The sequence below is a fragment of the Flavobacterium tegetincola DSM 22377 genome, from assembly GCF_000425485.1.
In the GTDB taxonomy this organism is placed as follows: Bacteria; Bacteroidota; Bacteroidia; order Flavobacteriales; family Flavobacteriaceae; genus Flavobacterium; species Flavobacterium tegetincola.
This window is the reverse complement of record NZ_AUDN01000008.1, coordinates 173,059-192,194: the sequence shown is the minus strand read 5'-3', so window position 1 is coordinate 192,194 and position 19,136 is coordinate 173,059. Positions and strand designations below refer to the sequence as shown.

16 protein-coding genes are annotated in these 19,136 nt (G+C 34.4%); 10 read left to right on the top strand and 6 right to left on the bottom strand.

The window, feature by feature from the left end:
• Positions 1-111: 111 nt before the first annotated feature.
• The 4 genes from H602_RS0102390 to cysK all read left to right on the top strand — a co-directional run bounded on the left by H602_RS0102390 (position 112) and on the right by cysK (position 6,438).
• Positions 112-2,034: a transglutaminase-like domain-containing protein gene (locus H602_RS0102390; RefSeq protein ID WP_245574902.1), complete on the top strand. Its 1,923-nt coding sequence runs from the start codon at positions 112-114 to the stop codon at positions 2,032-2,034.
• Between the two features lie 9 nt (positions 2,035-2,043).
• Positions 2,044-4,191: a DUF3857 domain-containing protein gene (locus tag H602_RS0102385; protein ID WP_026976581.1), complete on the top strand. Its 2,148-nt coding sequence runs from the start codon at positions 2,044-2,046 to the stop codon at positions 4,189-4,191.
• 490 nt (positions 4,192-4,681) lie between these two features.
• The gene (gene epsC, locus H602_RS0102380) at positions 4,682-5,506 is read left to right on the top strand and encodes a serine O-acetyltransferase EpsC (RefSeq protein WP_084404192.1); all 825 of its coding nucleotides are present in this window, start codon (positions 4,682-4,684) and stop codon (positions 5,504-5,506) included.
• Positions 5,507-5,529: 23 nt separating this feature from the next.
• Complete coding sequence (gene cysK / locus H602_RS0102375) at positions 5,530-6,438, top strand: cysteine synthase A (RefSeq protein WP_026976579.1); 909 nt, start codon at positions 5,530-5,532, stop codon at positions 6,436-6,438.
• Between the two features lie 115 nt (positions 6,439-6,553).
• On the opposite strand, the gene H602_RS0102370 is transcribed toward cysK, so the two are convergent.
• The 5 genes from H602_RS0102370 to H602_RS0102345 all read right to left on the bottom strand — a co-directional run bounded on the left by H602_RS0102370 (position 6,554) and on the right by H602_RS0102345 (position 11,859).
• Positions 6,554-7,210 (bottom strand): hypothetical protein, encoded by a 657-nt coding sequence (locus tag H602_RS0102370; RefSeq protein WP_026976578.1) that lies wholly within the window; start codon positions 7,208-7,210, stop codon positions 6,554-6,556.
• A 580-nt stretch (positions 7,211-7,790) separates the two neighbouring features.
• Positions 7,791-8,417, bottom strand: a complete 627-nt coding sequence (locus H602_RS0102360; RefSeq protein ID WP_026976577.1) for a hypothetical protein — start codon at positions 8,415-8,417, stop codon at positions 7,791-7,793.
• A gap of 127 nt (positions 8,418-8,544) precedes the next feature.
• Positions 8,545-10,731: a polyribonucleotide nucleotidyltransferase gene (locus tag H602_RS0102355; protein WP_026976576.1), complete on the bottom strand. Its 2,187-nt coding sequence runs from the start codon at positions 10,729-10,731 to the stop codon at positions 8,545-8,547.
• Between the two features lie 211 nt (positions 10,732-10,942).
• A complete protein-coding gene (gene rpsO, locus H602_RS0102350) occupies positions 10,943-11,212 on the bottom strand; it encodes a 30S ribosomal protein S15 (protein ID WP_026976575.1) in 270 nt (89 codons plus the stop codon).
• Between the two features lie 191 nt (positions 11,213-11,403).
• Positions 11,404-11,859, bottom strand: coding sequence for a GAF domain-containing protein (locus H602_RS0102345; protein ID WP_026976574.1), 456 nt, complete (start codon positions 11,857-11,859; stop codon positions 11,404-11,406).
• Between the two features lie 70 nt (positions 11,860-11,929).
• On the opposite strand from H602_RS0102345, the gene xrtF reads away from it, so the two are divergent.
• The 6 genes from xrtF (at position 11,930) to H602_RS0102310 (ending at position 16,677) form a co-directional block, all read left to right on the top strand.
• Positions 11,930-12,487 (top strand): exosortase family protein XrtF, encoded by a 558-nt coding sequence (xrtF, locus tag H602_RS0102340; protein WP_026976573.1) that lies wholly within the window; start codon positions 11,930-11,932, stop codon positions 12,485-12,487.
• Complete coding sequence (locus H602_RS0102335) at positions 12,462-12,917, top strand: exosortase F system-associated membrane protein (RefSeq protein WP_026976572.1); 456 nt, start codon at positions 12,462-12,464, stop codon at positions 12,915-12,917. The genes xrtF and H602_RS0102335 overlap by 26 nt, the downstream gene beginning before the upstream one ends.
• A gap of 36 nt (positions 12,918-12,953) precedes the next feature.
• The gene (locus tag H602_RS0102330) at positions 12,954-13,379 is read left to right on the top strand and encodes an HYC_CC_PP family protein (RefSeq protein ID WP_026976571.1); all 426 of its coding nucleotides are present in this window, start codon (positions 12,954-12,956) and stop codon (positions 13,377-13,379) included.
• 71 nt (positions 13,380-13,450) lie between these two features.
• On the top strand, positions 13,451-15,466 hold the full coding sequence (locus H602_RS0102325; protein ID WP_026976570.1) for a TonB-dependent receptor plug domain-containing protein: 2,016 nt from the start codon (positions 13,451-13,453) through the stop codon (positions 15,464-15,466).
• Positions 15,467-15,495: 29 nt separating this feature from the next.
• On the top strand, positions 15,496-15,837 hold the full coding sequence (locus H602_RS0102320; RefSeq protein ID WP_026976569.1) for a heavy-metal-associated domain-containing protein: 342 nt from the start codon (positions 15,496-15,498) through the stop codon (positions 15,835-15,837).
• Between the two features lie 153 nt (positions 15,838-15,990).
• Positions 15,991-16,677 carry a DedA family protein gene (locus H602_RS0102310; protein WP_026976567.1) on the top strand — a complete coding sequence of 229 codons (687 nt, stop codon included), beginning with the start codon at positions 15,991-15,993 and terminating at the stop codon, positions 16,675-16,677.
• 35 nt (positions 16,678-16,712) lie between these two features.
• On the opposite strand, the gene H602_RS0102305 is transcribed toward H602_RS0102310, so the two are convergent.
• The gene (locus tag H602_RS0102305; RefSeq protein ID WP_026976566.1) at positions 16,713-19,064 is read right to left on the bottom strand and encodes a hypothetical protein; all 2,352 of its coding nucleotides are present in this window, start codon (positions 19,062-19,064) and stop codon (positions 16,713-16,715) included.
• Positions 19,065-19,136 lie beyond the last annotated feature (72 nt).

Below are 19,136 nucleotides of genomic sequence, written 5' to 3'. Positions count from 1 at the left end.
GATACCTTTAGTTATACGTTGCGAGTTGCAAAAAAGTTACAATAAATTAAATATATTTTAATTTTTATAAATAGTAGTATTATTTAGTATATTTCGCAAAAATAAAGTTGAATGAAATTACGTACACTCGTTCTATTTTTTCTGATGTTTTCAGGATTGCAATTGCTTGCACAGAAGAATATTGAGCCAACGCCGCAAGATGTTATAGATGCCAAAAAGTTAAGGGAACAGTTTCCTAAAAGTGATGTAGCTATATTAAAAAGTAGTGAAACTATTTCTTTTGATTTAAATAAAAATGAGGCTAAAGTCATCGTAAATACCGAAACGAAGGAACAGTTGATGAACATCAATCACCGAGCGGATATTCGGAAATATGAATTTTATGACACCGAATCCGAAATTAAATCGTTCAGCTTAAAATACCGAAACGATAAAAATGCAAATCCCGCAGTCATTGATGAAATGTATAAGGACAATGATCTGTTTTACAACGACGCTCGTGTTAAATATGCAAATTTAAGTTTTCCCATTCAAGGCTATTCGTATAATTACGAGGTTAAAAAGCAATATAACGATGTAAAATATTTTACTTCGCTTTACTTCAATGATGAACATCCTGTTATTGAAAAAGAGTTTTCAATCACTGTTCCAACATGGCTCAATTTAGAGTTAAAGGAGTTTAATTTTGAAGGCAATTCGATTAAAAAATCCCAATCTGTAGATCCAGAAACTAAAGCGGTGACTTATAAATACACAATGCTCAATGTTCCTGCACTTTTTCAAGATGAAAATGCACCAGGAAGAAGTTACCTATATCCGCATGTTTTAGTGATTGCAAAATCATTTAAGAATAAAGAAAATCAAGTTACCCTTTTTAATTCTACCGCGGATTTGTATAAATGGTACAGTTCTTTAGTGGGACAAATGAATGACGATAACAGTTTTTTTAAAGCTAAAGTGAACGAGTTAACGGCAAACGCAAAAACCGATGAAGAGAAAATTAAAAATATTTATTATTGGGTGCAAGACAACATCCGATACATTGCATTTGAAGATGGGATAGCAGGTTTTAAACCTGACGATTCGCAAAATGTATTTAATAAAAGATATGGAGATTGCAAAGGAATGGGAAATTTAATCAAGCAAATGTTGACTCTGGCTGGTTTTGACGCACGTCTGACTTGGATTGGAACCAAGCACATTGCTTATGATTACACCACACCTTCTTTGGCAGTGGACAACCACATGATTTGTACGCTTTTTTTCAAAGGCAAAAAATACTTTTTGGACGGAACAGAAAAGTTTAATTCTTTTGGTGAGTATGCCGAAAGAATTCAGAATAAAGAAGTCATGATTGAAAACGGCGACAAATTTCTAATCGAAAAAGTGCCAAGCGTAAACAGCGAATTTAATAAGGAAATTTTCAAAGCTAGTCTCAAAATTGTTGATGGAAAGTTGGAAGGAGCTTGTTCAAGAATCTTTGCTGGAGAAAGTAGAGCACAGTTATTGTACCGCATCAGTTCTTTGAAAAGCGATAAGAAAGACGAAATATTGGAACGTTATTTAACAGACAGTGATAAAAATATCAAGGTAAATAATATTAAAAATTCTGATTTGAAAAATAGAGACCAGAAGTTGACCATGGATTACGATATTGCAGTGAACAACAGAGTTTCAGATTTTGACAATGAAATGTATGTGGATTTGGAATACATGAACGAGTACAAAAACTTTGAATTGAAAGACCGTAAAACAGATTACGAATTTGATTACAAAACCAATTATGAGTCCAACGTTTCATTAGCCATTCCGGCAGGTTATAAAGTGACTAAAATCCCTGAAAATTTGACGATCAACGAAAATAACTTTTCCGTGAATGTACAGTTTGTACAATCTGAGAGTCAAATATCGTACAAGAAATCGTTCATATTTAAAAACGGAGTGATCAAAGCAAATGAAATTGAAAAATGGAATTCGTTTGTAAAAGACTTGCAATCCAATTATAACCAACATATTGTCCTATCCAAAATTTAATTAAAACGAATGAAAAAACTATTACCTTGTCTATTACTGCTGTTGTGTTCCTTTTCCTACGCTCAAAATAAAGCAGAAATCAAAGAATTTTTTTGGGGAAAAAATGACGATCATAAAAACACAATTGCTGTTCCAGTCAAGTGGAAAGGCGAATCGGCCGTAATTATCTTTAAAAAGGATTATTATAATTTTCACAAGTTTGGTAAAAGTGTAACGTATACATCGGCAGTTCGAAAGAGAATTAAATTGCAAGATGCCAATGCTGTGCAGCAATTTTCAGAATTTTCATTTGCCGAACGATTTTATACTACAAAAGGTTTTTCGTTTAAAAGAGGAACAACTACAGTGGGAATTAAAATTGTAAAAGCGGGCGGAACGGAAATTGAAGTTGATGTAGATAAAGAGGCCAAAGATATTGACGATACCAAGAAAATTGCCATCGCAAATTTAGAAGTTGGAGATATTATTGACTTCTATTATTATACGGTTGAGCCTTTTAAATCCTTTTATGAAACGGGTTTTGCTCCGGTAGAAACCACTTTGGGCGATATCTATCCTACAATGGAAATGAAATTACTTTTTGAAACGGAAAATGATTTTTTCATCAATTTCAATACATACAATGGGGCGCCCGAATTGAAAGAAGTCTATAACAAAGGTGGCGATCGCAAATATGAACTGGTTGCAAAAGACATTGAGAAAAATGAATTTCCCATCTGGTTTTATCCTGCCGCAGAATTACCGTTCTACAAATTTCAAGTATATTTTGCTCGATCTGCCCGTTTTGAAGCTGGAGCAGAAGCGTTTTTGTCGGAAAAAGAAAGCATCATAAAGAAGACGGTGAGCAAAGACGACGTTTTTAATTATTACAATAATAAATTCAAACCATACGGCGACATCAGTGAAATCAATGCATTTGTAAAGTCAAAGACATTTGCCAGTGATGAAGAGAAAGTAAGACAGGTATATTACTATACGAGGCACGTTTATTTTACAAAATACGTAGAAGCCTTTGTGGCGCATGAGACTAATATTTTTTATCCGTTTGAATTGTATCAAAATCCGGTTTTTATTAAAAATGAGGAGCAGTTCATCAATCACTTCATGAATTTCTTGAAGAAGAACGAGATCAACTACGACATAATCATTGGTACGGCACGCTTTAACGGACCAATTAAGGATTTATTAATTCAAAATAATGTCACATTATTACTGAAAGTAAATACTAAAAATCCAATTTATTTAGAGTTTTTCAGTCCTTTTTCAAGTGCAGATCAGTTCAATTACAATCTTGAAAATACGGAAGCGTATGCACTTCAAGTTTCAAAAGGCAAAAAAGTGGTGGATGCTGAAAACATCGTATTGCCTAAAACAACTTCAGCCGATAACGTTTCCAAAACAACTACTACAATTGCTTTAGAATCCAATTTAACTGATTTAAAGATCAATAGAGTTTCTTCCTTTTTCGGACATTTTAAAGAATCAGAGCAATCGGATAAATTGGAATTTTATGATTATGTGAACGAAGATTATGCAAAATATGGCACAACGCCGTTGATGGAATTGGTTCGGAATAAAAAGAAAAAGGAACAGTATCAAAAGGAATTTGCGGCACTTATAGATAAAGTGAAACAACGAAAAGAGGAGGAGTTGAAAAAAATTGTTTCTCAAGAATTTGAATTTGAAATTGATGATGTGGATTATGAAGTTAAAAATACGGGACGTTACGGAAGCAACCAGCCGTTTTCATTTGAAGAAAAATTTGTCATTAAAAACAACCTTGTAAAAAAAGCGGGAGACAATTACATCATTGAAATCGGTAAATTCTTAACCAATCAAATTGACGTCGATAAAAAACAAAAAGACCGTGTCAATAATGTGTATATGACGTTTCCAAGATTATTTGACAATGAGTTTATTTTTGAAATTCCAGCGGGTTACACGGTAATAGGGATTGAAAAACTCAATAAAAAAGTGGAAAATGAAACAGGGAAATTCATCAGGACAGCTGCGATTTCGGGTAATCAATTGAACATAAAAACAGTCAAAGAATATAAAAACTACTTTGAACCGAATTCAAATTGGGCAAAAATGGTGTCGTTTTTAGATGCCGCATATCAATTTACACAAGAGAAAATTTTGCTAAAAAAGAATTAATATTTGTTTGTACATCATCAGAAAGTCCGGCAGAATTACAGATTTTGTCGGGCTTTTTTGTATTTCAATAGTTAGTAAATGCTGTTTTTTGGGCATTCCCTACGGTCGGGCTGTCCACACTCGCTTTATGGTTCCCTTCGAGTCCACCCTAAGAGCTCAAACAATTGTTCCCATCCCTAATGCAAAAGGTGCGGATCGGGAAGTTCAGGCTGTTTACAATTCATTTTGCAATCCAGCAATTAGAAGTTCCCAAATCTAAAAACCGTTAAAGTAATCCCTACTAATTTGGATGCGCATTGATTAATTCTGAACTTTGTAGCCTAAACGGAAATAGAATGTCCAGAATAAATTCCATCGGAACACATTGTTGCACTTGCTCTAAATCAGAGGGTTTTGTGCTATAAAGTATTTTGATGAATTTCAAAAATCACACGAAACTCTCCGTTATTGGGGAGTTTTTTTGTATACACTATAGTAGAAAAGATGTTTTATGAAATCAAAAAACAAGCTCATTTACCAAGCTAATTTTCTTGAAAAGAAATTATTCTTCAGTAAAAAGAAAATTAAGTATTGGATCAATGAAATGACCGAATGGTTGTTTTGTACTCAAAAGGAATACATCGATTATCAGTTTTTTGCCGATAAAGAGCAAGAGTTGAGCTTGTTGTTAATTCAATTATTGGAAGCAGAACAATTTACAAAAGAAGAAGCAACCCAAATGAGCGCTGATTTTTTCGACCAGTGCGAAAAGTTGCATCAAGTTTTGTCAAACGACTTAAATGCAATTTTTGAATTTGATCCCGCGGCCAAATCAAAGAATGAAGTCTTGATTGCATATCCAGGATTTTTTGCCATTACAGTACACCGGATTGCATTTATTTTATGGAACAACAATGCACGAATTCTAGCACGATTAATTGCCGAACACGCACACAGCAAAACAGGGATCGACATTCATCCCGCAGCCACAATTGGCGAACATTTTTTAATTGACCACGGAACCGGAATTGTAATTGGTGAAACGGCGGTTATTGGTAAACATGTAAAAATGTATCAAGGTGTTACTTTGGGAGCGTTGACCGTAACTAAAGATGCAGCCGAGGTAAAACGGCATCCGACAATAGAAGATAATGTAACTATTTATGCAAACGCTACTATTCTCGGTGGAAAAACAGTCATCGGAAAAGATGCTGTTATTGGTGGAAATGTTTGGCTTACAAATTCCATTCCCGCTGAATCGTTGGTATACCATAAAAGTCAAGTAAATATAAAGAGCAAGGACCAATTTCCTGAAGCACTAAATTTTAGTATATAATTTAAAAATTAAAAAACCGCAATATGAAAGCGAATAGCATTTTAGAAACCATTGGAAATACACCTGTCGTTAAATTAGAACGATTATTTGAAAACAGAAATGTTTGGATCAAACTGGAACGCAATAATCCTGGAAACAGCATTAAAGACCGAATTGCTTTAGCAATGATTGAAGACGCCGAAAAGAAAGGCCTTTTAAATCCGAATAGCGTTATTATTGAACCCACTTCTGGAAATACAGGAATTGGTTTGTCACTAGTAGCTGCGGTAAAGGGTTACAAAGTGATTTTAGTAATGCCCGAATCGATGAGTGTCGAACGTAGAAAATTGATGGAAATCTACGGTGCCGAATTTGAATTGACTCCGAAAGAGAAAGGAATGAAAGGCGCCATTGAACGCGCTGCGGAATTGGTAAAAGAAACGCCTAACGGTTGGTCTCCAAAACAATTTGACAATCCAGCGAATATTGAAATCCACAAAACCACTACGGCACTAGAAATTGCAAATGATTTTCCAGACGGTTTAGACTACATTATTACTGGAGTAGGAACGGGCGGTCATATTACAGGTGTTGCTGAAGTGTTGAAAGAAAAATTTTCTAATCTAAAAGTGATTGCCGTTGAACCCGAATTGTCGCCAGTTTTAAGTGGAGGGAATCCTGGTCCACATCCTTTGCAAGGAATCGGAGCTGGTTTTGTTCCATTAAATTACCATGCAAACGCGATTGATGAAGTGATTCAAGTGGGTAAGGACGAAGCATATGAATTTACAAGACAGATAGCTCGAAAAGAAGGAATTCTAACCGGTGTTTCTACAGGATCTTCACTTGCAGCAGTAGCTAAGAAGTTGAAAGAAATTCCGCAAGATGCCGTGGTGTTGACTTTTAATTACGATACAGGAGAACGTTATTTATCAGTGGAAGGACTGTTTTAATCCAATCTCACATAAACTCAAAAAACCCATTTCAAATTCATGAAATGGGGTTTTTTTATGGAGCAAAAAAAGAATTGTTGTAAAAGCTTTAAAGAATTAATTGCTATTTCAATAATTAGAAACTGACTTCAGAAGGGAAGGAGGTTGCTGCAAAGTCTTCTCTATCCAACCAATACTCTGAGGTTATTATTTCATAAGTTATATTATCTGAGGTATTCAAATGCCAAAGTATATCTTCGGCTTCAACAAATTCCACATCAGTAGTCAATTGTTCATTAAAGAGTCGCTTGATCACGTTTCTTGGCGAAAATCCGGCATATAGAACTCTTAAGATTGCTGCTTTTGAGAGTGGTTCGCTGTTTTCCGTAACATCAGGAGTTATCGTGCAACTGATAATACTTGCTTTAGCATTCAAAAACTTTCCATTGTAGGCTTTGTACAACAATTGATTGATTTGATACAAATCGGCATGCAAACCTATTTCTGGATATTCTTCACACACTTTATCAATCAGCATTTCATTAGAAAGTTGGTCAATTTGTCCTTCATTCAAATGGTCACTTAATTTGTAAGCCAATACCTTTGAAGCAGCATCATTGGGTTCAAAATCACTTACAGCCATTGAAAGCAGTTCTTGTAATTCTGTTAGACTCGTGCTTTTTGCCTCTGGATAATCAAATTGAGCCAACAGATTTACATAATCTTCGTTGGTCCAATAATGCTCTAAATCATCAACATTATTGATGTGATTGATGGTAACTTGATATTTCATAATTTTTTTTCTTTTAATCTATCGAGTAAGGTACGTTATTGCAAAGCAAATTTTGACAATAAAAACTTAAAAACCCCTTTTTTCATTTATTTAAAATGGGGTTTATTCATGTTGAATTAAAAAAGTTGAATTATCCTGCAAGGTTTCTAAAACGGTGTAGGTTTTTAATTTATTGAACTAATTTAAAGGCAATTTAAAATGAGTTAAACCTGAAATTTCTTTCAACAGATTCTTCCATTTATATTTTATTTTTTTTCCATTTCCAAATTCATTGAAAGCTCCGATGTAGATTTAATTTTTCAAATATTAATCTATTTGTAAACCAAGCAACTGCAATATAAACAGATTTTTCCGCAGTTTCAATTTCGTTTATTATTTTGTTGGCTATAGTGCTGAAAATGGTTTCGATGTGCATTTTGTATGATTTAGTGTAGAAACAAATATAGCTTTCTTAGAATTTAAGTTTTAGATTTATTTTGTAATGAAAAAATTTGATTAGATGGTTCTTTAAAATCAAAAACACCTACAAGGTTTTAAAAACCTTGCAGGTGAAAATTTACTAATCATATAAAATTAGAATCTACTTCAAAAACCCATTTGCCCGAATTTCTTTATGCATCGCTACAATGTTTTCCGGAATTTCGCCAGAAAGCAGCCAGTTTACATCCAGTCCATTATTTATAGCGGTTCGCATTAACATAGGATTCTGTCCTATTAGTTTTCCAAGTTGAGAAAGGTCTTCTTTAAAATCAATGAAATAATCTTCGTCAATCGCTTTTATCAAAAGTAAAATTTTAAAAGCTCGTGCAATTACATAAATACACAAAGTGTAGGATTTTGAATAGGTTTGTTGTTGGATTTTATCATTATTCAGTGTCAAAAGCTGAATTAGCATTTTTGTATTTAAAGTAATTTCTCCAAATTTATCTTTGGTTATTTTAACGTGATTCGTAATCTCCCCACTCATAAACCGGGTGTCTTGCAGCAAATAACCTACAGAATAAAACCGTTCAGAATAGTGTTTTATTTTAGTAAACATCTCTTTTTCAAAGGTGTTTCTTTTTTCTTCCACAGTTTCCACATCAACCAATTCAAAATGCAACCGGTTAGCAAGGTCCAAATCTCGTCTCAAAAGTCGAAAGATTAACTTGTCTTTTTCAGCACTTGGCAGTTCTTGAATCGCTTGTTTAAACTCTTTTGTAAACATATTCTTTTAAATTGATTCCCAAATATAAATAATTTTCAAGAAGTAATGTATTTTAAACTTAAAAACCCCATTTCAAATAAATGAAATGGGGTTTTAATTGAATTAAACCTTTTATAAAGTTGTAATCTTATCTTCGGTCATCACGTCTTTCTGGACGAGGTGCTCTTTCTTCTCTTGGAGCATTTTCATCTCTTGGAGGTCTTGGCATTAACGCTTTTCTAGACACTTTTTCTTTTCTAGTTTTAGGATCCATTCCCATGTATTTCACTTGGAAGGTATCTCCCATGTTTACTACATCAGAAACGTTTTCTGTACGTTCCCAAGCCAATTCAGATACGTGTAATAAAACTTCGTTTCCTGGAGCTTCGAGGTATTCAACCACTGCACCAAAATCCAACATTTTAATTACTTTCACATCGTAAGACTCATTCATTTGAGGTTTGAAAGTGATCGATTTAATTTTCGCCAATACTGCTTCAATTCCGGCAGGATCAGTTCCTAAAATTTCAATAACTCCTTCTTCCGTAACTGGATCTTCATTGATAACAATTGTAGTTCCAGTTGCTTTTTGCAATTCTTGAATCACTTTTCCACCAGGTCCGATTAAGGCTCCAATGAATGCATTTGGAATTCTTCTTGTAATGATTTTTGGAGAGTGTGCTTTTACATCTTCGTTTGGCTTAGCTAAAGTTTCAACCAATTTACCAAGAATATGCAAACGTCCATCACGAGCTTGAGCTAATGCTTGCTCCATGATTTCGTATTTCAATCCGTCAATTTTGATGTCCATTTGACAAGCCGTAATTCCTTCAGAAGTTCCTGTTACTTTGAAATCCATATCTCCTAAATGATCTTCATCACCTAAAATATCAGATAAAACAGCAAAACGATCTCCATCAGTAATCAATCCCATCGCGATTCCAGAAACTGGGCGAATCATTTGAATACCAGCATCCATTAAGGATAAAGTTCCAGCACAAACTGTTGCCATTGAAGACGAACCATTTGATTCTAAAACTTCAGAAACTACACGAATGGTGTAAGGACAATCAGTTGGAATCATGTTTTTCAGCGCTCTTTGTGCCAAGTTTCCGTGACCAACTTCTCTTCTTGAAGTTCCTCTCAATGGACGAGCTTCTCCTGTAGAAAATGGTGGGAAATTATAGTGCAAATAGAATTTCTCTTCTCCTTGTTGTGATGGAGAATCAATTTGGTTCGCTTCTCTAGAAGTTCCTAAAGTTGCAGTTGCCAATGCTTGCGTTTCTCCACGTGTAAACAGTGCAGAACCGTGAACAGATGGTAAATAATCTACTTCACACCAGATATCTCTGATTTCAGTCGTTTTTCTTCCGTCTAAACGAGTTCCTAAATCTAAAGTTACGTTACGAACTGCTTCTTTGTTGACTTTCTTGAAATATTTAGAAACTAAATCTCCATCAGCTGCCAATTCTTCTTCAGTAAATAATGTTTTTACTTCTTCTTTAACTTCGTCAAATGCAGCTGAACGTTCGTGTTTCGCCGAACCTTTGCTTGCAATCGCGTAAATTTTATCGTAAGATGCTGCTTTTACTTTTTCGTAAATCGCTTCATCTTCTCTTTCGCCTTCGTACGTTCTAACTTCTTTTTTACCAAAAGCAGCTTGCAAACGCATTTGAGCAGAAATTTGATTTTTGATATGTTCGTGTGCAAATTTAATTGCATCTAACATTTCAGCTTCAGAAATTTCTTTCATTTCTCCTTCTACCATTGCGATAGAATCCATAGAAGCACCAATCATCATATCGATGTCAGATTCTTCTAATTGTGCACGAGATGGATTGATGATGAATTCCCCATCAATTCTTCCAACTCTAGCTTCAGAAATCAACGTTTCAAAAGGAATGTCAGACAATGCAAGTGCTGCCGAAGCCGCTAAACCTGCTAATGCATCTGGCATTACATCTTCGTCATGAGACATCAACTGAATCATAACTTGCACTTCTGCGTGATAATCTGATGGGAAAAGTGGACGTAAAACACGGTCAACTAATCTCATTGTTAATACTTCGTTGTCACTTGGACGTGCTTCTCTTTTGAAGAAACCACCAGGAAAACGACCTGCTGCAGCAAATTTCTCTCTGTAATCTACCGTTAACGGTAAAAAGTCGATACCAGGACTTGCTTTTCTTGAGGAAACAACTGTACCTAAAATTACAGTTTTTCCAATTCTTACTACTACAGAACCGTCTGCTTGTTTAGCTAAACGACCTGTCTCGATTGTGATGCTTCTTCCATCACCTAAATCGATGCTTTCTACAAATAATTGTGGAATCATAATTATTTCTCTTATTGATTAAACATGGGTTTTAGTTGTGTTGTTGTTGCGTAGTTATTGCTCTAAAACCCAATGAAAAACCAAACTTTTTTTAATTTCAATAGCAATATCAAAAATGAATTTAAATTGCTAACTCTCAAGAATTCTGAATTCTAAAATCAAAATACTTAAATAAAAAAAGAGGCGCGTGTGCACCTCTTTTTCATATTGATTATTTTCTAATACCCAATTCTTTGATAATTTCACGATATCTGTTGATTTCAGTCTTTTTCAAGTAATCCAACAAACTTCTTCTTTTACCTACCAACATTACTAATGAACGCTCTGTGTTAAAATCGTGACGATTTTTTTTCAAGTGCTCAGTAAGGTGGTTGATTCTAAATGTAAACAATGCGATCTGAGATTCAGATTTTCCAGTGTTTGCTTCTGATCCTCCGTGTTTAGCGAAGATTTCTGCTTTAACTTCTTTAGTTAAGTACATGCTAATATTATTTAATGATTATTATGTAGATACGTTTATCGTATTTGCGTGCAAAAGTAAGACATTTTTTTATTTAAATAATGCTTTGATCGAAAAGAAATTATATTTCTACCGTCTAACGCAATGATATATTGAGGTTCTGATACTTAAGTTCTTATTGGATTAGTAAATCAGTGTCTTGACCCCTTTCCTTAAAAAGTTTTTGCTATCTCTGCATTTACAAATTCTAAAAAGCGTTCATCTGCTTCTGTAAAAGGATCTCTCACACTTGAATCGATGTCAATTTGTCCAATATTCTCTCCGTTTACAAATAAAGGAACTACAATTTCAGATTTTACAGAAATGCTGCAAGCAATGTAATTGTCTTGTGCTTGAACATCTGGCACTACAAAATTTTGATTGGAAACCGCTACTTGGCCACAAATTCCTTTACCAAATGGAATAACAGTATGATCCGTTGATTCTCCAACATAGGGTCCTAACAGTAATTCTTCTTTGTCGCCGTTTCTAAAATAGAAACCCACCCAATCATAATAATCTATATTGTCTTTCAATAGATGGCAAATCTGAACCAGTTTCTCATTGCGGAGAATGTCAGTTTTAGTCAATATATCTTGGACTTTCGGTTTTAATTCTTCAAATGTCATAATGTACTTTTTATGCAAAAGTATTTATTTGTAGCTTTGGAAAATTATATAAATTTGTTAAAAATTAATTTTGAAGGAATATTTAATACAATACCGTCCTTTCTTGCAGTTTTTAGGCGTTTTCTTACTCTCGTATTTGATACTTGTAGGCTTTTATCAGCTTTATTTAAGTCAATTTAATGCTGCTGATTTGGAGTACGATGGCTTTACCAATGTAGTGGCACTGCAAACAAAAGTGGTATTGGAAGCATTCGATTATACGATTGATTTGAGACCAAGTACATTTGATCCATCGGTAATAGTTAGCGTAGGCGGTAGGTCAATCGTTCGAATTGTGGAAGGATGTAATGCCATAAGTGTGATGATTCTCTTTGTCGCTTTTATTTTGGCATTTAGTAAAGGATTTGGAAAAACGTTGTGTTTTATTGCGTTTGGTCTTCTAGTCATACACTTTCTAAATATATTCCGAATTGCATTATTGACCATTGGAATTATTAAATATCCTGAATACGAACATTTATTGCATGGCACCGTTTTTCCATTGGTTATTTACGGAACCGTATTTGTTCTTTGGATTATTTGGGTAACTAAATTTACAAAAGATGTTTCAAAACCTACTACAGCATAAAGCTAGAGTTTTCTTGTTTGTGCTTGCCGTATTCGGGTTTGCTTTAATTAGGAATTTTGAGAATACGCTATTCTACGATCCTCTATTGGTTTTTTTTAAAGGAGAATATTCTAATAATTCTATTCCTGCTTTAATAGAATGGAAGCTCTATTTAAGTTTGTTTGTCAGGTATTTTTTAAATTCCGCATTGTCAGTATTCATTATATATATTATTTTTAAAAATAAGGAGCATGTAAAATTGACTGCATATTTGTATTTCTTCTTCTTTGTGGTACTGATGTTGCTTTTTATTGGACTTATTCATTTTTTTAGTGAAAAAGTTATGGCTGTTTTCTACGTGAGAAGGTTTTTAATCCAGCCGATTTTCTTACTGTTGTTTATTCCTGGATTTTACTTTCAGCAAGAACAGGTGAAGAAACAGAATCTGTAATTCTTTTAAAGTAATTATTTAAACTACATTTGCAGTATGCGAATTAAAAATGTCACAAGTTTATTTTTAGCACTTATGCTTTTGATTTCCAATTTCGGATTGGCTTTCAATGTGCATTATTGTGGAGATGAAATTGCTTCATTTTCTTCGGTATTTGAAACTGTGCAGCTGCAGTCAAAACAGGAATCTACTAAAGACAACTGTTGTTGTATTCAAATCGAAAATAAAAAAGACTCGTGCTGTAAAGATAAAGTAGTTGATTTAAAAAAAGAAAGCAAAGAAGTTACCACCAAAACATTTTCTTATCACATACAAGCGCCGTTTATTCCCGCTGTACAAAAAGAATTGATTTTTGCAAAAGCAGAAAATAACGCAGCAACCTCAAATCAAACGGCCTATTATTGCAGCCCAAATGCACCGCCGTTATTCAAATTGTACCAACAATATATTTTTTACGCCTGAATTTTAAAGTTTAAAAACGCGCCGTTATAGTTAAAGCGGCTTATTATTTTACAACTTTAAAATACATTACGATGAATAAATTTTATGCGCTAGTTTTAGTGCTCTTTATTGCTTTGCAGGCAAAAGCGCAAGATACCTTAAGATCAGTAGAAATTAAAACTGATGCCAGCTCCACAAAAAAATCCTATAGAAAAGTAACCAATACGGCAACCATGACAAGCAAGGAATTGCTGAAAGCTGCCTGCTGTAATCTTGCCGAGAGTTTTGAAACCAATCCTTCCATAGACGTTAATTTTTCAGATGCATTAACGGGAACCAAACAAATCAAGATGTTGGGATTGACGAGTCCTTACTTAATGATCACAGAAGAAAATATTCCTTCAGTACGTGGTGCTTCCCAAGCGTATGGACTGACTTTTACACCCGGAACGTGGATTGAAAGTATTCAAATTACCAAAGGAGCAGGTTCTGTGGTCAACGGTTATGAAAGTATTTCGGGGCAAATTAATACCGAATTGATTAAACCGATTAGCGATATTCCATTTTTCCTGAATGTGTATGGTTCAAGCGATTCGCGTTTTGAAGTCAATACCCATTTCAATAAAAAAATTACAGAAAAATGGAGCAGCAGCCTTTTTGTTCATGGAAATACGCGTGTGCAAAAAATGGATAATAATGATGATGGTTTCATGGATAATCCGTTGGGAAAACAAATTAATATATTGAACCGTTGGCAATTTGCCGATGCCGAAAAGGGTTGGGTGAGTTTCATTAATTTTAGGTACATGAATGATGAAAAACAAACTGGAGAGCTTGATTTTGATCCAAATCGCGACAAGGGAACTACCAATTTTTGGGGTTCAGAGATCAACACAGAACGTTTTGATGTTTCAACAAAGTTGGGGTATGTATTTCCAAATATGCCGTACCAAAGCATAGGATTTCAAAATGCCTTTACCAGTCACAAACAAGATTCTTACTTTGGATTGAACGATTATCAGATCACTCAGAAAAGTTTTTATTCCAACTTGATTTTAAATTCAATTATTCAAAATACCAAACACCGTTTTGCTACGGGACTTAATTTCACCTATGATGACTACAACGAGTTCTTGGCTGTTCCATCAATTTCGGGCGTTTATGATCGAATAGATACTTCGTTCGGTGCATTTTTTGAATATACGTATGACAATTTAGATAATTTTAGTTTAGTAGCGGGAGCACGAGTGGACAACCACAATCGATTGGGCGTTTTTGCTACGCCAAGAATTCATGTGCGTTACAATCCGTGGGAAAAAGGGGTTTTGAGAGCATCCGTTGGAAGGGGAAAACGATCGGCTAATATTTTTGCAGAAAATCAGCAACTTTTTGCCAGTTCACGTGCATTTGACATCTTAAATAGTTCTGGAAAAATTTATGGGTTAAATCCTGAAATCGCTTGGAATTACGGGGTGAGCTTCCTGCAAGGATTTACTTTATTTACCAAAAGTGCTGATGTAACACTTGATTTTTATCGTACGGATTTCCAAAATCAGGCCATAGTAGATTTATATGCAAGTCCGCAACAAGCCTTGTTTTATAATGGTAAATCGTTTGCTAATAGTTTTCAATTGGAGTTCAACATTGACTTAATGACGCATCTTAATTTTAGAACGGCATACAAGTATTATGATGTTCAAACAGAATACATCAGCGGTGAAGCCCAAAGACCTTTGCAAGCCAAGCACCGATATTTTGCAAATTTAGGTTACGCAACGCACATTGGTGAAAAAGGACGTCAATGGAAATTTGATTTCACATACAATTGGTTGGGAAAACAGCAATTACCCAACACAGCTTCTAATCCAGTTGCCGACAGATTACCAGAATATTCTCCATCATTTTCTTTGATGAATGCGCAAGTGACACGTACTTTTTCTTCTAGTTTTGAAATGTATGCGGGTGCAGAAAATTTAGGGAATTATAAGCAAGATAAAGCGATTCTTGGAAACGAAAATCCTTTCGGAACAAATTTTGATACCTCAATCGTATATGCACCTGTTTTTGGGCAAATGTTTTATGCGGGATTGCGTTTCAAAATAAAATAGATTCAACATCAATTTTAAAATAATTAATTATGAAAAATATACTGTTAGTGCTTTTGATTTCCATCATGGGATTTTCTACACAAGCGCAAGAGAAGAAGGATAAGAATGCAAAACGCGAAATTACTGTAAAAGGTAATTGCGACATGTGCAAAAAACGGATCGAGAAAGCGGCTTATTCGGTTTCTGGGGTAAAGTCAGCCATTTGGAGTTCCGAGAATCAACAACTCAGTGTGATTTTAAATGAGCAAAAGTCAGCGACGGATCAAATTGAGAAAGCTGTAGCTAAAGCGGGTCACGACACTAAAAATGAAAAGGCCGCCAGTGAAGATTACGCCAATTTGCACGAATGTTGTGCTTACGAAAGAAATTAAAATAAAAAACCGAGATGATTCTCGGTTTTTTTGGCTCTAGCATTTATTAAAGTGACAGCGTATTTGGTAAATAAATATATAAATGTATCAGAATAAGATTGGCGTTGAATTAAAAAATTGTTACTTTCACGGCGTAAAATTAACACAAAAACAATGAACGAATTTGATTGGAAAAATCTCATTGATCCTCTGTTTTATATAAATTTTGATATCAATGGAATCAAAGTAGGGCTTTGGCTCGTGCTTTTTATTGTTTTTGCTGAAACAGGTTTATTCGCTGGTTTTTTCCTGCCGGGCGATAGTTTGCTTTTTTTAGCAGGAATTTTCAGTCGAGAATTGATTGAAAATTTTATGGTAGTGGAGAGCGACTTTCTAAATGTTACTATATTGGCTGCACTTGTTGCCTTTGCGGGAATAATTGGTAATACAGTAGGGTACTGGTTTGGCTCAAAAAGTGGTTATTATTTATACAACAAGCAGGATACATTTTGGTTTAAGAAAAAGTACTTGGTTCAATCAAAAGATTTTTTTGAAAAACACGGAGGTCGTGCTATAATCTTAGCTCGTTTTTTACCAATTTTCAGAACGTTTGCACCTATTGTAGCTGGAATTGTGATGATGGAGAAAAAGAAGTTTATGATTTATAATATTATAAGTTCGGTGGTATGGTCGTTCAGTTTGATATTTGCAGGTCATTATTTATATGGTTTTCTATTGGCAAATTATCAAATAAATTTAAAAGAACATATAGAATTAATTGTGCTCTTCTTAGTAGTGGTAACGATAATTCCTGTGATTTTGAAATTTAGTAAAAAATCCAAAGGCGAAAATTTAGATTAAAAGAAAGGGCTGAAATTTAATTTTCAGCCCTTTTTTTATAAATCAATTATTTGTGTTTCAGAGATAATCGCTCCATCAAAAGTAAATCCTTCGATGAGTACTTTTACCTTCTTTTGATTGTAATTGGGTACTGGAATTTCAAACTGATTATTTTCGTCTGTTAAAATAAATGGAATCCAGTTAATAACGCCGTACTGCAGAAATCCTTGACTTGAAGTAGAGTTGTAATTGTAGTTCTCAAATTTTGGTGCACGAGCGAAAGCATTTGTCAATACTGAATTTTTCAAATTAGTTTTTTGTACGCTGAAAGTGGGCGTTTTTCGATACATGCGAATGATTCCAGAATAGTTTTGCATGGAAGGAACAATTGCCGTAGTACTTGTGTAAATTTCGTCTAAGTCATCCATCCGAAGATCTTGCAAAAAGGAATTGTCTCTGATCTGAACATTATCTAAAAATATAATTGGACGTTGAAGTCGACCATTTATGGAGGTTACAGCACGAGTGGTTATATCCACATCAATACCATTTGTGGAAACTTTGAAGCCGTTGGTTTCAATATACGTAATAACGCCAATCGTCATGCTTTCCGGTACTTTAAAACCTCTCAAATTTCGATTTTCAATGTTAGAAGCCCTTTTTAACTCGAATTTTTTAACTTCCACTTCAACGGCTTTCAGACGAATGGAGCCGTCATAAAAATCTGGTAAATCTTCAAAAGTTGTATTGGACGGTTGATTTAATTCTGTAGCATTGTATCCTTTAAAAGCATATTTAAAGATTCTGTTTCCATTAGTAATTCTGCCGTTGTGTGTCAACTTTAAAGGAGTTGCTTCAGTGTTTTTATATAAACCAAAATCTACTGTAGTAGAATCATTCATTAGTAAATGCTTGAATTCAAATTCTTTCAAAGAATTAATGGGCGATTGTACCAAAATCTGATGAAAGTAGGATCGAAGACGTATGTTGTATGCATCGGTGTTTTTTAAAACAGGACTTAGTAGTTGTCCTTTTATGGTAAGACCCATATCAAATTCAAAAGTGGCAACAGGCGGATTTGTTGTAATGTCGATCCATTTGTATTTTGAAGTCGACTGATTTAAAACGGCTAAATCCAATTCATATTTTTGTGCAAGTGTTGGATTGTAAGAGTTCAAATCACGTATTGGTTCTGTCAAATAAGAATTATACAATAAATCTGCGGTAATGGAAGTGCTTTTTGCCGTAGCTTTTGTATTTACAGGTAAGATGGAAACACTTATATTGACATTACCTTTATTAGATAATCCATCCAATTGCAATTGCCCATTGGTATTCATATTTCTCGATAGATTGAATGTCTGAGCTGAATTACCAAATTTGATCAGTGCTCGTTCGGCTATCTGGTTCATGTCTTCATCAACAATTCGTATAGTGTTTACGCCAATTGGCATGTTTTCAGTAGAAAACAGTACGGTTTTTTCTAACGTTTTGGCATCTATTTCAACGTCAAAAATTAGTGCACGCTGGTCTTGATGCACAACTAGAAATATTTTTTTAGAATTTAAAGCGCTAAGTGTAGCAGCGTTGGTTTTGATCTTAACAGACGCTTTGTTCGGAAGGGCATAACTGTTTACCTCAAGTGCCATTCCTATAATGGATGCGGGTGGAAGTGCTTGTTCAAGCACTCGCTCATTCATTTTTACAGAGACTGAGTAATTTTCATTAATAGGTGTGATCAAAAATTTACCCAATCCGTCTTTGTTGATTGGAATTTCAGTAACTACTTTATTGGCACTGTTTTTCAATTCTGCGGTCACATTTCCGATTGGATTATTGAATTGATCCACTATTTTCACGCCAACTGTGTTTGGAATTCCGTTTACAAGCGTGCCGCCTTCAGGTTGAATCATTATTTTAGCAGAAGCAAAATTAGTTTTTTTTGTGTCGAAAAAGTTAGGTGTTTCCGCATTGATGATTTTTATAGGATATATTCCGGATTCATTTTCTTGAAAATTATTCATCCAATTGGTAAACACTTGAATGTAATAATTTCCAGAAGACAAATTTTCTAAATTTTTAAATGCACCGTCAAAAGTTCCTGTATTGGAATAAGCAAGTTGCTGCGTTATTTTTGTACCCGTCTGATCGTACAATGCTACAAATACATTCATCGTGCTAAAAAAAGGTACTAGTTCTTTTCTATTGTATGCATAGCCTTTGAACCAGATGGATTCCTCGGTTGAGAATGTGTCTTTGTTGAGGTGAAGGTGAATGTTTTCACGTTCTAGTGCAAAGTAAGAGTTTAATTTTTCAGCAATGATTTGCTTGGTGTCGGGAGCTTGGCTGAAAGTTTTGACACTCAACGAAAGTGCCAGTACGAATAACAATTTGAATTTTGATCGCATAGAATAAGTGTAAGGCGTTTAGCGTTAAAATTGAAAAGTAAATGTATAAAAAAATCCGAAGCTTTTAAACTT